The organism is Streptomyces xanthochromogenes (assembly GCF_014650455.1).
In the GTDB taxonomy this organism is placed as follows: domain Bacteria; phylum Actinomycetota; class Actinomycetes; order Streptomycetales; family Streptomycetaceae; genus Streptomyces; species Streptomyces xanthochromogenes.
In genome coordinates this window covers 235,839-249,942 of sequence record NZ_BMUZ01000007.1, presented here as the reverse complement: position 1 = coordinate 249,942, position 14,104 = coordinate 235,839, and the positions used below count along the sequence as shown (strand labels likewise).

Annotated in this window: 13 protein-coding genes; 11 read left to right on the top strand and 2 right to left on the bottom strand. The window is 71.7% G+C overall.

Annotation, left to right across the window (positions count from 1 at the left end; translation table 11 throughout):
- Positions 1 to 204 precede the first annotated feature (204 nt).
- The 5 genes from gatC to IE267_RS20105 all read left to right on the top strand — a co-directional run bounded on the left by gatC (position 205) and on the right by IE267_RS20105 (position 6,536).
- Positions 205 to 501, top strand: coding sequence for an Asp-tRNA(Asn)/Glu-tRNA(Gln) amidotransferase subunit GatC (gene gatC, locus IE267_RS20125; RefSeq protein ID WP_003966094.1), 297 nt, complete (start codon positions 205 to 207; stop codon positions 499 to 501).
- Between the two features lie 5 nt (positions 502 to 506).
- A complete protein-coding gene (gatA, locus tag IE267_RS20120) occupies positions 507 to 2,000 on the top strand; it encodes an Asp-tRNA(Asn)/Glu-tRNA(Gln) amidotransferase subunit GatA (RefSeq protein WP_167156706.1) in 1,494 nt (497 codons plus the stop codon).
- Positions 1,997 to 2,236, top strand: coding sequence for a hypothetical protein (locus tag IE267_RS20115; RefSeq protein WP_100577574.1), 240 nt, complete (start codon positions 1,997 to 1,999; stop codon positions 2,234 to 2,236). Before gatA ends, IE267_RS20115 begins: the two co-directional genes overlap by 4 nt.
- A 17-nt stretch (positions 2,237 to 2,253) precedes the next feature.
- Positions 2,254 to 3,762 carry an Asp-tRNA(Asn)/Glu-tRNA(Gln) amidotransferase subunit GatB gene (gene gatB, locus IE267_RS20110; protein ID WP_167156704.1) on the top strand — a complete coding sequence of 503 codons (1,509 nt, stop codon included), beginning with the start codon at positions 2,254 to 2,256 and terminating at the stop codon, positions 3,760 to 3,762.
- Between the two features lie 677 nt (positions 3,763 to 4,439).
- A complete protein-coding gene (locus IE267_RS20105) occupies positions 4,440 to 6,536 on the top strand; it encodes a phosphocholine-specific phospholipase C (protein ID WP_167159500.1) in 2,097 nt (698 codons plus the stop codon).
- Between the two features lie 83 nt (positions 6,537 to 6,619).
- Here the strand turns inward: IE267_RS20105 and IE267_RS20100 are convergent, their stop codons facing one another.
- Together IE267_RS20100 and IE267_RS20095 are read right to left on the bottom strand one after the other, a co-directional pair.
- Positions 6,620 to 7,561 carry a hypothetical protein gene (locus tag IE267_RS20100; RefSeq protein WP_189764155.1) on the bottom strand — a complete coding sequence of 314 codons (942 nt, stop codon included), beginning with the start codon at positions 7,559 to 7,561 and terminating at the stop codon, positions 6,620 to 6,622.
- A 125-nt stretch (positions 7,562 to 7,686) separates the two neighbouring features.
- Positions 7,687 to 8,085: a hypothetical protein gene (locus tag IE267_RS20095; RefSeq protein ID WP_161248809.1), complete on the bottom strand. Its 399-nt coding sequence runs from the start codon at positions 8,083 to 8,085 to the stop codon at positions 7,687 to 7,689.
- A 475-nt stretch (positions 8,086 to 8,560) separates the two neighbouring features.
- On the opposite strand from IE267_RS20095, the gene IE267_RS40170 reads away from it, so the two are divergent.
- The 6 genes from IE267_RS40170 (at position 8,561) to IE267_RS20065 (ending at position 14,011) form a co-directional block, all read left to right on the top strand.
- The gene (locus tag IE267_RS40170) at positions 8,561 to 10,090 is read left to right on the top strand and encodes a peptidoglycan-binding protein (RefSeq protein WP_189764154.1); all 1,530 of its coding nucleotides are present in this window, start codon (positions 8,561 to 8,563) and stop codon (positions 10,088 to 10,090) included.
- Between the two features lie 167 nt (positions 10,091 to 10,257).
- Positions 10,258 to 10,950, top strand: coding sequence for an ABC transporter ATP-binding protein (locus IE267_RS20085; protein ID WP_229861351.1), 693 nt, complete (start codon positions 10,258 to 10,260; stop codon positions 10,948 to 10,950).
- A gap of 47 nt (positions 10,951 to 10,997) precedes the next feature.
- Positions 10,998 to 12,230: an ABC transporter permease gene (locus IE267_RS20080; RefSeq protein WP_189764230.1), complete on the top strand. Its 1,233-nt coding sequence runs from the start codon at positions 10,998 to 11,000 to the stop codon at positions 12,228 to 12,230.
- A gap of 98 nt (positions 12,231 to 12,328) precedes the next feature.
- A complete protein-coding gene (locus IE267_RS20075; protein WP_189764153.1) occupies positions 12,329 to 12,889 on the top strand; it encodes a GNAT family N-acetyltransferase in 561 nt (186 codons plus the stop codon).
- A gap of 116 nt (positions 12,890 to 13,005) precedes the next feature.
- Positions 13,006 to 13,623, top strand: coding sequence for a hypothetical protein (locus IE267_RS20070; protein WP_189764152.1), 618 nt, complete (start codon positions 13,006 to 13,008; stop codon positions 13,621 to 13,623).
- Between the two features lie 211 nt (positions 13,624 to 13,834).
- Complete coding sequence (locus tag IE267_RS20065; protein WP_189764151.1) at positions 13,835 to 14,011, top strand: hypothetical protein; 177 nt, start codon at positions 13,835 to 13,837, stop codon at positions 14,009 to 14,011.
- Positions 14,012 to 14,104: the final 93 nt, after the last annotated feature.

Here is a 14,104-nt window from a genome sequence, read left to right as displayed (position 1 = left end):
TGACCAAATGCGGGAGATCCACGGACGCGCGGGGAAGCGGCCCGGAAGCCGCGGCGAGATGGCGGGGGAGCGGCCGGAACGCGGGCGACGGCGGACGCCGGGGCCGGTGACCGAGGGTGAGCGGGTAATCCGTTTCGTGGTGAGGGCGGTGCGCCCCATAGGATTGGGGCCAAACCACACTCACTCACCCCTGAGGATCGCTGCATGCCTGGCATTACGCGCGAGGAGGTCGCCCACCTCGCCCGGCTGGCGCGTCTGGAGCTGAAGGGCGAAGAGCTCGACCACTTCGCCGGACAGCTCGACGACATCATCGGCGCGGTCGCCCGCGTCTCCGAGGTCGCCGACCAAGACGTACCCCCGACCTCCCACCCGCTGCCGCTGACCAATGTCATGCGCGCGGACGAGGTCCGTCCGTCGCTCACCCCCGCGCAGGCGCTCTCCGGCGCCCCGGCCCAGGAGCAGCAGCGTTTCAAGGTGCCGCAGATCCTGGGGGAGGACTAATCACCATGACGGACATCATCAAGCTCACCGCGGCCGAGATCGCCGCGAGGATCGCGGCCGGCGAACTCACCGCCGTCGAGGTCACCGAGGCCCACCTGGCGCGCATCGAGGCCGTCGACGAGAAGGTCCATGCCTTCCTGCACGTCGACCGCGAGGGTGCGCTCGCCCAGGCCCGTGCCGTCGACGCCAAGCGCGCGGCCGGCGAGAAGCTCGGCCCGCTGGCCGGCGTTCCCCTGGCGCTGAAGGACATCTTCACCACCGAGGGCATCCCGACCACCGTCGGCTCGAAGATCCTCGAAGGCTGGATCCCGCCGTACGACGCGACGCTCACCAAGCGTCTCAAGGACGCGGACGTCGTCATCCTCGGCAAGACCAACATGGACGAGTTCGCCATGGGGTCCTCCACCGAGAACAGCGCGTACGGCCCGACCGGCAACCCCTGGGACCTGACCCGCATCCCGGGCGGCTCCGGCGGCGGCTCCTCCGCCGCCCTCGCCTCCTACGAGGCGCCGCTCGCCATCGGCACGGACACCGGCGGCTCCATCCGCCAGCCCGCCGCCGTCACCGGCACGGTCGGCGTCAAGCCGACCTACGGCGCGGTCTCCCGCTACGGCATGGTCGCCTTCTCGTCCTCCCTCGACCAGGGCGGCCCCTGCGCCCGTACGGTCCTGGACGCGGCGCTGCTGCACGAGGTCATCGCCGGCCACGACCCGCTCGACTCGACGTCCATCGACGCGCCGGTTCCGCCGGTCGTCGAGGCCGCCCGCAACGGCTCGGTGGCCGGGATGCGCGTCGGCGTCGTCAAGCAGTTCTCGGGCGAGGGCTACCAGGCCGGTGTCGTCCAGCGCTTCAACGAGTCGGTCGAGCTGCTCAAGTCGCTCGGTGCCGAGATCGTCGAGCTGGACTGCCCGTCCTTCGACCTGGCGCTCTCCGCGTACTACCTGATCGCGCCGTCGGAGTGCTCCTCCAACCTGGCCCGCTTCGACGCCATGCGCTACGGCCTGCGGGTCGGCGACGACGGCACCAGGTCCGCCGAGGACGTCACCGCGCTGACCCGCGAGGCCGGCTTCGGCGACGAGGTCAAGCGCCGCATCATCCTCGGTACGTACGCGCTGAGCTCCGGCTACTACGACGCGTACTACGGCTCCGCCCAGAAGGTCCGCACGCTCATCACGCGCGACTTCGAGAAGGCCTTCGAGCAGGTCGACGTGATCGTCTCGCCGACCACGCCCACCACCGCCTTCCCGATCGGCGAGCGCGCCGACGACCCGATGGCGATGTACCTCGCGGACCTGTGCACCATCCCGACCAACATGGCGGGCAATGCCGCCATGTCGCTGCCCTGCGGCCTCGCGCCGGAGGACGGCCTGCCGGTCGGGCTCCAGATCATCGCCCCCGCCATGAAGGACGACCGCCTGTACAAGGTGGGTGCCGCTGTCGAGGCCGCCTTCGTGGAAAAGTGGGGACACCCGCTGCTTGAGGAGGCTCCGTCGCTGTGAGTGCACTGACCAAGGCCAAAGGCTTCAAGAAGTCCAAGGCCGGTACGTACCTGTCCATCGGCACCACCGCCTTCGGTGCCATCAGCGTCGCGAAGCAGGCCAAGAAGGCCCGCACCGACAACGACACGCTGAAGCTCCTGGACGCCATCGTCTCCGCCGCCGCCATCGCCACCGGTGTCGCCCTCCTGCTGCGCGAGCTCAAGCGCATCGGTGACGACGACGTCCTGTTGGGCTGAGAGGGAAGTTTTTCACCGTGACCGTCATTGATCTGGTCTCGTACGAGGACGCCCTCGCGTCGTACGACCCCGTCATGGGCCTTGAGGTCCATGTCGAACTCGGCACCAAAACCAAGATGTTCTGCGGCTGTTCGACCGAGCTGGGCGCCGAGCCCAACTCGCAGACCTGCCCGACCTGCCTCGGCCTGCCCGGCTCGCTCCCGGTCGTCAACGCGATCGGGGTCGAGTCGGCCGTCAAGATCGGCCTCGCGCTGAACTGCGAGATCGCCGAGTGGTGCCGCTTCGCCCGGAAGAACTACTTCTATCCGGACATGCCGAAGAACTTCCAGACCTCGCAGTACGACGAGCCGATCGCCTTCAACGGCTATCTGGACGTCCAGCTGGAGGACGGCGAGATCTTCCGCGTGGAGATCGAGCGCGCCCACATGGAGGAGGACACCGGCAAGTCCACGCACGTCGGTGGCGCGACGGGCCGCATCCACGGCGCCTCGCACTCGCTCCTGGACTACAACCGCGCGGGCATCCCGCTCATCGAGATCGTCACCAAGCCGATCGAGGGAGCGGGCGAGCGCGCCCCCGAGGTCGCCAAGGCGTACGTGGCCGAGCTGCGCGAGGTCATCAAGGCGCTCGACGTCTCCGAGGCCCGCATGGACAAGGGCCAGATGCGCTGCGACGTGAACCTGTCGCTGCGCCCCAACGGCACCGAGAAGTTCGGTACGCGTTCGGAGACCAAGAACGTCAACTCGCTGCGTTCCGTGGAGAGGGCCGCCCGCTTCGAGATCCAGCGGCACGCGGCCGTGCTGTCCTCGGGCGGCACGATCGTGCAGGAGACCCGGCACTTCCACGAGGAGGACGGGTCCACCACCTCGGGCCGTATCAAGGACAACGCCGAGGACTACCGCTACTTCCCCGAGCCGGACCTGGTTCCGGTGGCTCCCGCGCGTGCGTGGGTCGAGGAGCTGCGGGCCGCCCTCCCGGAGATGCCGCGGGTGCGGCGCAACCGGCTCCGCGAGGAGTGGGGCGTCAGCGAGCACGACATGCAGTCGATGCTCAACGCCGGTGCGGTCGACCCGATCGTCGCGACGATCGAGGCCGGGGCGGACGCGGCGGGTGCCCGCAAGTGGTGGATGGGCGAGCTCGCCCGCAACGCCAACGAGCGGGGCGTCGCGCTCGACGAGCTGCCCGTGACCCCGGCGCAGGTCGCCCGGGTCGTGGCGCTCGTCGCGGCCGGTGACCTCAACGACAAGCTGGCTCGCCAGGTCATCGAGGGTGTCCTCGCGGGCGAGGGCGACCCGGACGCGGTCGTCGAGAAGCGCGGCCTGAAGGTCGTCTCGGACGAGGGGGCCCTGGGGGCCGCCGTGGACGAGGCGATCGCGTCCAACGCCGCGATCGCCGACAAGATCCGGGGCGGGAAGGTCGCGGCTGTCGGGGCGCTCGTGGGTGCGGTCATGAAGACGACCCGGGGCCAAGCCGATGCGGGCCGTGTGAAGCAGCTGATCCTGGAGAAGTTGGGCGTGGAGGGCTAGCCCTCCGACCCCGCGAAGGGGCGACCCCACCGGCGAATCACCCGGCGGGGCCGCCCCTTTCCCACGTCCTGGGGTTCGCCCACCAGCCCGCCCGTTGCTCGGGGTTGGTGGGTTCCGGCCCTCCTGGGGCTCCGCCCCAGACCCCGTTCGCGCCTGAACGGCGCTCGTCCTCAATCGCCGGACGGGCTGAGGATGCCCGCCCTGGCCCGCGCCCACCAGCAGGGCGAGCCAACAGCAGTACCGCCAAGGGGCGCGAGGAACTGCGCGACCAGCCACGCACGGCCGACGGGCGAAGTCGGGTTTCAGGGGCGCGAGGAACTGCGCGACCAGCCACGCACGGTGGACGGGCGAAGTCGGGTTTCAGGGGCGCGGGGAACTGCGCGACCAGCCCCCACGATCCGCAGGGATCGAATTCACCCCAGCACCCCCGGCCTGCAAGGCCAAGCCCACCCCCCCCCGGCACCCGGCCCGCAGGGCCACGCCCCCCCAGCCCCCCAGCCCCCAGCCCCCGAAGGGGAAAACCGGGTTGGACTTCCGGAGGGAGTGCTTGGACGTTCACCCGGGGGCCGGGGTGGGGCCTTCTGGGGGACACCCCGGGTCACTACCGTTCCCCCCGTACGCACCACACCGCTCGGGAGGACCACGTGACCACGGACAACGCCGCCGCAGGCTCCGGCATCTCAAGGCGCCGACTGCTCGCCCTGAGCGGCGGCGCCCTCGGCGCGGCCGCCGCCGGCTCGCTGCTGCCGCCCTCGCTGCAGTCGGCGATGGCCGCCGGGCCGCCCCCCGGCGGGCTGAGCGCGGTCAAGCACGTCGTGATCCTCATGCAGGAGAACCGGTCGTTCGACCACTACTTCGGCACCCTGCGCGGCGTACGCGGCTTCGGTGACCGCAACGCCCTCCAACTCCCGGGCGGGAAGCCCGTGTTCGAGCAGCCGGGCCCGCTCGGCAGCACCGTCCTGCCGTTCCCCGTGCGCGGTGCCGCGGCCACCCAGCACAAGGACCTCCAGTACATAGGCGCCCTCGACCACTCCTGGAGCGGCGGCGCGAAGGCCTGGAACGGCGGCTGGATGGACAACTGGGTCTCCGCCAAGACCTCGGCGACCATGGCCTACTACGACCGCCGGGACATCCCGCTGCACTACGAGCTCGCCGACACCTTCACCGTCTGCGACGCCTATCACTCCTCCATCCACAGCTCCACCAGCCCCAACCGCAACCACTTGTGGAGCGGGAAGACCGGGTTCGAGGCCAACGGCCAGCGGGCCGTCGGCAACGACGCCTACGACGAGGGCACACACGCCGGGTACGACTGGGGCACCTACGCCGAGCGGCTGGAGAAGGCCGGGCGCAGCTGGAAGACGTACACCGAGTGGGAGAACTTCACCGACAACCAGATCGAGTTCTTCACCACCTTCAAGGCGATCGCCCGCAAGGCACTGGCCAAGACCGGTGGCCACACCTTCATGGAGTCGTTCTACGGTGTCGTGCGCGACGCCCCCGACGACACCGAGCGGCAGCGGCTCCTGGGACTGCTCGACCAGGGCGTCGCCACCCTCACCAAGGCCGAACGCAGCCTGTTCGAGCGGGGGTTGAGGCGCGTGCCGACCGGTACGCTCGCCGACGCCTTCGGCAAGGACGTCGCCGCCGGGACCCTGCCCGAGGTCTCCTACCTGGTGCCCTCGGCGCTGGACTCCGAGCACCCCAGCGTCTCCTCGCCGGTGCACAGCGCCACCATCGTCTACAAGGTGCTCGACGCGCTCGGCAAGCACCCCGACGTCTGGCGGCACACCGTCGTGCTCATCAACTACGACGAGAACGACGGCTTCTTCGACCACGTCCCGCCGCCCGTCGCGCCGCCCGAGGTGACCGAGGAGCAGTGGCAGGGCCACCCGACCGGGCTCGGCGCGCGGGTGCCGATGCTGGTCGTCTCGCCCTGGAGCGTCGGCGGCTACGTCTGCTCGGAAGTCTTCGACCACACCTCCGTGATCCGTTTCCTGGAGCGCTGGACGGGCGTGCGCGAGCCCAACATCGGCAAGTGGCGCCGCACCGTCACCGGCGATCTGACCTCAGCGTTCGACTTCAAGCGCGGCAGGCCGCAGCCCGCGGTGACCCGCCCGGGCCCGATCCCGCCGCTGAGCGGACGCTGGAGCCCCAAGCCGCCCGCCGAGCAGCACATGCCCGTGCAGGAGGAGGGCACCCGGCCCGCCCGGCCGCTGCCGTACCAGCCGGACGCGTACGCCAAGGTCGCGGGCGGTGCGCTCCAGGTGCAGCTCAGCAACAACGGCCGGTCCAGTGTCCACTTCGCGCTCTATCCGTACGCCAAGGAATTCCCCGTGCCGCAGCACAAGGACGTCCGGGGCAAGGCGCAGTGGAGCGTGCCGCCGGCCCAGGGGGCGGACGGCGCCTACCGGTTCACGGTGACCGGTCCGAACGGCTTCCGGCGCGAGTTCGAGGGCGCGGCTCGCACCGATGCCGCCGAGCTGACCACGTATCTCGACCACGACGACCGCGATGTCCACCTGACGCTTCGCAACCGCGGTCACCAGGCCGTCACCTTCGTCGTGCGACCGTTGGGCTACGCCGACGAGGCCGATCTGCGGGACTGGAAGCGGATCGTGACGGTCAAGCCGGGGCGCAGCCGCACCGTGGTGCACTCCGCCGCGGATGCGCACGGCTGGTACGACCTGGAGGTGACGACGGACGGCGGAGCCCCGTTCCGCCGCCGTCTGATGGGGCACATCGAGAACGGGCGGTCCAGCGTCTCCGGCTGAACCCAGGGAAGGGCCGGGGGAGGCGTTCGTGTCCGTACCGATTCTTACGGACAGGCCTCCCCCGTGAGCCTCGTGACAGGGCGTCAGCTCTTGGTCGCCAGGATCGTCGCCGAGTTCCTCAGCGTCGCGTCCACCTGGCGCTTCACCTTGGTGAGCTCCTCGGCGTGCTGGTCGATGTACTGGTTCTCGTACGCCGTGAGCACCGCCCACCAGATGCCGACGACGTTCGTCTGCTGCTTGCAGGCGACGTCCGCGCGGGCCGTCGCGAGCTCCGTCGGGCTCGGCTGCGGGGAGCGCCAGGCGGGGTCGTTGACGGCGTCGTTCGGGGTCCCGTAGGCGTACCCCTTGCCTTTCATGCAGGTGCTCCAGGCGCTGAACGCGTCCTCGACCCGGCTGTCCGCCTTCGACTGCTGATAGGGGCCGAGCATGACGTTGGCGGCGTCGAAGACGCCCACTCCCGCCGCGCCGCCCTTGGACAACTCGGCCTCCACCACGGCATTACAGCCGCCTTTGGGAACGGAATGGCCATTGATGTCGGGGCCTTTGTAGGTCCCGGTGAAGACCGACTTCTCCACGGGGGTCGGATCGCTTCCGGTGCCGGTTTTCTTTCCGTCCCCGGAATGATCGTCGGGGGAGTGGTATCCGTACTGCGCGGCACGGTTCTCGTCGATGATCAGGAACAGGGTGTCGAGTTTCTGGCCGACGGGTGCCGGGTCGATCACATCACTGCCGTGCCAGTCGATTCCGTATTGCGTCATACAGCTCCGGGCCAGCACCCGCTGGGCGTTGAGAGTGTCCAGATACTGCTGCTGATTGAGGGTGTACGCGTCCAGCGGCAGCGGCTTGATCTGCGCGGAATTCGTGATCTTCGGAATGGCGCCGATCGTCGGCGCGTCGTGCGGTCGCGCGGAGCCGGAACAGCCCGCGGCAGCAAGCAGGGCCACCGCGGCGCCCGCGGCGACCGGGCCCGATATCCTGAGGGCTCCCGCACCCGGGCGCCCTTCTCGTGCAACTCGCGCTGTCATGGCCGCCCTTCAGGCCTTCCGGACTTCGTACCCGGGTGAAGTGGGGTAGGGAGCCGCCGGTTCGCCGGTTCGGCCACCGCCGCGGACCGTGCCCTGGTCCGCGGCGGCGGCCGAGTGGAATCCGGTCAGCTCCACTCGATGGAGCTGGCGCGGTCGTTCATCGCGTTCCCGACGTAGCTGGAGTCGCCGACGAACCCGTACGTCGACCCGTTGCGGTTGCTGTTCTCGTACAGCTTGGTGTAGCAGTTCGCATAGCTGTGGAACGAGGAGACGACGTCGTTCCAGCCACCGGGCATGGAGTTGACGTAGAAGTCGACGTCCGACGTGGTGGCGGTGCAGGTGCCGCCGGTCACGGTGTAGGTGGCGCCCTGGTAGTTGGCGTCGACGAACTCGATGCCGATGACGGTGGCGGCCGGGCCGAGGGTGCTCGCGGCGGGGGCGGCGGTGGCCGATGCGGGGGTCGCGAGGGTGGTCAGGGCGGCGACCGCGATGCCGGCCGCGGCCAGCGCATATCTGGATCTCACAGCGAATCTCCCTTGATGTCTTGGGAATTGACGTGACGCCGTGCTTTCTTGCGCTCTTTCGTGCACGGTTCCGGCCGGACACCGCCGTGTCCCGGGATGTCTCCCAGGGCAGGAGCACCGTAAGTGGTGGGCCCCGCCCGGTCAATGGAAGCTTTGCGGACTCCGCGACTCCATGGGATTAGAGCAACGTCAGGGGCGTCCCGCCGCGACCGTCATGGCCGAATCCCGCGAAGACCCCGATGAACGCAATCGCCCGGATTGGTTAATTCCCCCGGTGGTAACCCCAGTTGAAAAGGGTTGGCAAAGATCCCATGTCATCGGTTGTCCCGCGGCCCGCCGACCCGCAACGGCCGTGATTCGGACACATACGTCTTCGGGCGCCCGGGAATTCCCCCCTTGACGCGGCCCGGCCGGGACATCAAGCTGGCGCCCGATCCCGCGAGCGGACCGGGCGGCTACCTGGCAGGCGGACCGAATGGCAGAGAGTCCCACGCCCGAATCGGGTATTCCGAGTGTCCTGGAACCGGAGCGGGAAGTCCGCTCCGCGGACGGTGCCGCGCAACGGCCGTCGGGTGACGGGATACCGCCCGCCGCTTCGGCCCTGATCAGACGTCAGCGCATTCTCCTGATCGTCGCCGCGGGGGCCGTGCTGCTGTCCGTCGGGGGGCTCGTAGCCTCGGTCTTCGTCCGCTCGCCCGCCCAGGACGCGGCAGGGCGCCGGGCTCCCGACCCCACCGTGCTCACCGCCCCCGTGCAGCAGCGCGTGCTGACCAAGTCGGTGGTCCTGCGGGGCACCGTCACCGCGGGCGGCAGCGTCGGCTTCACCCCCGTCGCCGGACAGTCGGCGGGCTCGGCCGCCGGAGCGCTGCTCCTGACCGGCATCCGCAAGAAGGCCGGCAGCGCGATAGCGCCCGGGGACGTCCTGGTCGAGGTCTCCGGGCGGCCCGTGCTCGCCCTGCCCGGCGGCGTACCCGCCTACCGGGACCTCAAGCCCGGCGACACCGGCAAGGACGTCGGAGAACTCCAGGACGCGCTGCGCCGGCTCGGGTACGCCGACCGCGACCCGTCGGGCACGTTCGGGCCGCGCACCAAGGCCGCCATCGCGGCGCTCTACGCCGACCGCGGCTACGACCCGCCCGACACCGGTGGCCCGCACGGCGCATCGGACCGGCAGGCGCTCACCGCGGGCCGCCAGGCCGTCACCGCCGCCGAACGCGCCCTCGCCGCCGCCCGGGCCACCCGCGACGCTGCCAAGGATGCCGCCGCAGCCTCCGCGGCGGGCACCCAACTCGCCTACGCCACACAGGACTTGACGACAGCCCGGCAGTCGCTCGACGAACTCGTCGCGCACACCGGAGTGATGCTGCCGCTCGCCGAGTTCACCTTCGTGCCCTCCTTCCCCGCCCGCCTCTCGGCCGTCAACGGGACCGTCGGCACACCCGTCACCGCGCCGCTCCTGGTCATCGACTCCGGCCGGCCCGTCGTGACGACCGTCCTCACCCAGGACCAGAAGAGCGCGCTGCGCGAGGGAATGAAGGTCCGGCTCTCGGCCGAGGTGCTCGGCCAGGACGCCGAAGGGGCGGTCACCGCGCTCGGCGCCTACACGAACGGTGTCACCAACTCCGGTCGTACCGGCGGCAGTTCTGCGGGGCAGAACGGTTCCACCGGCGGTGGTCAGGGCGGACAGGGAAATGACGTGCCACAGGCCCGGGCCGGGTATCCGCTCACCGTCACCCCGGACACCGACCTCCCGGCCCCCTGGCTCGGTCTCGACGTACGGGTCACGGTGACCGCGGCCGCCAGCCCCGGGCCGGTCCTGGTCGTGCCCGCCACCGCCGTCAGCGCCGGGGCGGACGGCCGCACCTCGGTCCTGGTACGCGCCCGGTCCGGCACCCAGGACCGGGTCCCGGTCACCGCGGGCATGGACGCGGACGGCTATGTGGCCGTCACGGCGGCCCCGGGCCACCGGCTCGTGGCCGGGGACGACGTGGTCGTGGGCCGGTGAAGATCCCGGGGAGGCGGCGCCGCCCGGCGGGCCCCGCCGCCGAGGCGCTTCCCGCGCAGAGCGCCGACGTGCTTCCCGACCCGGGTGTCGAGGTGCTTCCCGACCCGGGCGCCGACGCGCTTCCCGACCCGGGCGCCGACGCGCTTCCCGGCGCGGCCGTCGACGCGGTGATCGAGCTGGCCGCCGCCGCGCGTACGTACCCCGGGCCGCCGCCGGTGCACGCGCTGCGGCCCACCGACCTCACGGTGCGCCGCGGCGAGTACCTCGCGGTGGCCGGCCCCTCCGGGTCGGGGAAGTCGACGCTGCTCAACGTCATCGGGCTCGTCGACCGGCCCACCGGCGGCCACTACCGGCTCGACGGCATCGACACCGGCCCGCTCGCCGAAGCCGACCGCACCGCACTGCGCGGACGCCGCATCGGCCTGGTCTTCCAGGCCTTCCACCTGCTGCCCTACCGCACGGCCACCGAGAACGTCATGCTCGCCCAGGTCTACCTCGCCACCCCGCGCGACCGGCGGCGTACCGAAGCGGTGGACGCGCTGCTCGCCGTGGGTCTTGGGCACCGGCTCGACGCGCTGCCCTCCGCCATGTCCGGCGGCGAACGTCAGCGGGTCGCCATCGCGCGCGCCCTGGTCAACCGCCCCAGCCTGCTGCTCTGCGACGAACCCACGGGCAACCTGGACTCGGCGTCGGCGGCCCGGGTCATGGACACCCTCGACGCCCTCAACGCCGGCGGCATCACCCTCGTCGTCATCACCCACGACCCCGCGGTGGCCGCCCGCGCCCACCGATCCATCACCCTGCGCGACGGCCAACTCTCGGAGGATGAAACCAAGTTGAGCACAGGGAGGCCGCGGTGAGGCGACCCGTACGGCGCCCGCGCCACCCGGACGTCCCGGGTACCCGCATGACGGCGCGGGACCTGGTGGCCGAGTCCGTGGCGGGCATCCTGCAGCGCCCGGCCCGTACCGCCCTCACCGTCCTCGGCACGCTGCTCGGCGTCGGTGCCTTCGTGGCCATCCTCGGGCTCACGGCCACCGCCCGCGGTCAGATCAGCTCCGACTTCACGGTGCTCGCCGCCACCCAGGTCACGGTCAAGGACGTCGGCGCCCCCGACCAGGGCGGACAGGCCGCCGCGGCCGCGCGCTACGAGTTCCCCGACGACGCCGACCAGCGCGTCGAGCGGCTGAACGGCGCCGTCCACGCCGGAACCTACTGGCAGGTCTTCAAGACCCCGCCCGACGTCTCCACCCGCTCGGGACCCGCCATCGGCACGGCCTCCGGCGACACGCAGGGCGCCGAGGGCCTCACGGTGTACGCGGCGAGCCCCGGCCTCCTGCGGGCCGTCGGCCCCACGCTCGGCGGCGGCGCCCTCTACAACACCTTCCACGACAGCCGCCGCATGCACGTCGCCGTCATCGGCTCGGCCGTCGCTCGGCACCTCGGCATCGGCAGCCTCGCCGCTCGGCCGGCCCTCTTCATCAACGGCACCCCCTACACCGTCGTCGGCATCCTCCAGGACGTCGAGCGGCTGCCCAACCTGCTGCTCTCCGTGATGATCCCCGAGCGCACGGCCCGCGCCGACTACGGCGATCCGGCGCCCGACTACGCCGCCGCCATGCTCATCCAGACGCGCGTCGGTGCCGCCCAACTCATCGCGCGCCAAGCCCCGTTGGCGCTTCGTCCGGACCGGCCGGACCACCTCCAGGCGGTGCCGCCGCCCTCGCCCCACGCCCTCCAGGACAGCGTCACCGGCAGTCTCGACTCGCTGTTCCTGCTGCTCGCGGGCATCACGCTGGTGATCGGCACCGTAGGCATCGCCAACACCACCCTCGTATCGGTCCTGGAGCGCACCGGCGAGATCGGGCTCCGCCGCTCGCTGGGCGCGCGGCCACGTCACATCGCCGCCCAGTTCCTCACCGAGTCCGCCGCGCTCGGCACGCTCGGCGGGCTGCTCGGCACCGCCGTCAGCATCGTGGTGACCCTCTCGGTGGCACTCGCCCACCACTGGACCGCGATCCTCGACCCGTGGACCACCCTGCCCGCGCCGCTGATCGGCACCCTCACCGGACTGCTCGCCGGTGCCTATCCCGCGCTGCGCGCCGCCCGCATCGAACCCGCGGAGGCCCTTCGGCGCTGAGCCGCGCCCGCACACCGCCGTGCGAAGATTCCGGGGCGGCCGAGCGGGCCGGGCCGCCCGTGCCGTGACGGGCCGCGTACGCAGGTGGAGGAGCCGGGATGTTCGCAGTACCGCTGGGTGACGACGGGGCCGAGCTGTGCCCCCTGGAGCCGTGGCAGGCCGAGGAGTTCCTCGCCCACATGGACCGGGGCCGCGAGTTCATCGGCACCCATGTCGCGCTGCCCGACTTCGTGACCGACCCGGCCTCCGCCCGCGCCTACCTCCAGAGCTACGCGGACAAGACGGCCGCGGACACCGGCCGCCTGTACGGCATCCGGCTCGACGGCACCCTGGTCGGCGGCGTCCTGTTCCGGATCTTCGACGCGGCACAGGGCACCTGCGAGGCAGGCTGCTGGCTGGAGCCGGCGGCCGTCGGGCGCGGCCTGATCACCCGGGCCGTGACGGTGCTGATCGACTGGGCCGTGGACGTACGCGGCATGCACCGCGTGGAGTGGGTGGCGGCCGCCGAGAACACCCCGAGCATCAACGTGGCCAAGCGGCTCGGGATGACCCGGGACGCGGTGCTGCGCGAGAACTACCTCTACCGCGGGGAGCGCCACGACAGCGAGGTGTGGGCGGTCCTCGCCGACGACTGGCGGGCGGCCCGGGCCGGGGGCTGACGGCGGAGGGGTGCGCGGCGCGCGCCGGACGATCCCGGCGGCGGGCACGCGGCCGCGGGCCGGGCGTTAAGGAAGCTCTCAGCGGGCTCTCAGAAACGGCCCCTAGCGTGCCGGTCATGAACGCCACCCCCGCCACGACGAAGACCGAAGCCGAGACCGAGCCCAGGACGGACGGCGAGACGGAGACCGCCGCCACCGCCGAGGCCGCGTCCACCCCCGGGGGAGCGCCCGCGGAAACGGCCCCCGGCGCCGCCCCGGAGACCCCGGACGCGACGGACACCGAGGACCGGCTCGAACCCGAGGACGAACTCGATGCCGAGGCCGCCCCCGCCCGCGCGGGCTTCGGCGCGGGCGCCGCGGCCGTCGTCGCCGGCGCGCTCGGCGCGGTGTCCCTGAGCGGCACCTGGATGGGCAAGACGCTCTCCGAGCGGGCCACCCTGATCGGCCAGATCAAGACCTCCCAGAGCGGCACCGCGGCCCAGCAGATCCAGGAGATCTACGGCAACTCGTGGCACACCACCGCCCTGGTCAACGGCGTCTTCGCGCTGCTCGCCCTGATCGTCGGCGCGGTCGTCCTGGCCCGGCCCGCCTTCGGCACGCCCGGCCGCGCCGAGCAGCCGGTGTGGGTCAAGGCCGTCGCGCTCGCCGGAGTCGTCCTCGGCCTGGTCGGCCTGCTGATCTCCGCGGGCATGTACCTCGACCTGTTCGCGGCCCTGCCCAGCACCAAGGGCTGAGCCTCCGGCGGGGTGCCTCTAAGGCACCCGCCCCCTGCCTTAGGCGGCTCCGGTCCGCCATACGGACCGTCTAAGGCGGCGCCCCCGCACAGATGCGGCACTCGCCCCATGTGCGAGGGGCCCCTGGGAGACGAGAGTTGAGGCATCGCAAGGAGCCCGGAACACCGGGACCGAGCGGAAAGCCCGACCACTCACACCCAGGAGCACCGAGATGTTCGACTACGAGATCTACAAGAACCGTCAGGCCGAGCTGCTGCGCCAGGCCGACCAGGAGCGCCTCGCGGGCCAGGCCCGCAGGGCCGGCCGCCGCTTCGGCCGCCGCAGTGGCGGCAACGGGCCTGAGGGGCGGGTGAGTTCAGCGCGGAACCGGTTCGTACGGGCCGCCTGAACCGCCCGGTCGACCGCGATGACCACCACCCCGGCCCGCCCCGCCGACCCGGCTCGGACGCCGTCCCCGGCCGCGGCCCCCACCTCCTCGGGG

What these genes read in the sequence shown, in the direction of transcription:
- gatC (WP_003966094.1), top strand. Translation starts at nt 205, where the DNA reads ATGCCTGGCATTACGCGCGAGGAGGTCGCCCACCTCGCCCGGCTGGCG.
- IE267_RS40170 (WP_189764154.1), top strand. Translation starts at nt 8,561, where the DNA reads ATGGCAGAGAGTCCCACGCCCGAATCGGGTATTCCGAGTGTCCTGGAA.
- IE267_RS20080 (WP_189764230.1), top strand. Translation starts at nt 10,998, where the DNA reads ATGACGGCGCGGGACCTGGTGGCCGAGTCCGTGGCGGGCATCCTGCAG.
- IE267_RS20075 (WP_189764153.1), top strand. Translation starts at nt 12,329, where the DNA reads ATGTTCGCAGTACCGCTGGGTGACGACGGGGCCGAGCTGTGCCCCCTG.
- IE267_RS20100 (WP_189764155.1), bottom strand. Translation starts at nt 7,561, where the DNA reads ATGACAGCGCGAGTTGCACGAGAAGGGCGCCCGGGTGCGGGAGCCCTC.
- IE267_RS20065 (WP_189764151.1), top strand. Translation starts at nt 13,835, where the DNA reads ATGTTCGACTACGAGATCTACAAGAACCGTCAGGCCGAGCTGCTGCGC.
- IE267_RS20070 (WP_189764152.1), top strand. Translation starts at nt 13,006, where the DNA reads ATGAACGCCACCCCCGCCACGACGAAGACCGAAGCCGAGACCGAGCCC.
- gatA (WP_167156706.1), top strand. Translation starts at nt 507, where the DNA reads ATGACGGACATCATCAAGCTCACCGCGGCCGAGATCGCCGCGAGGATC.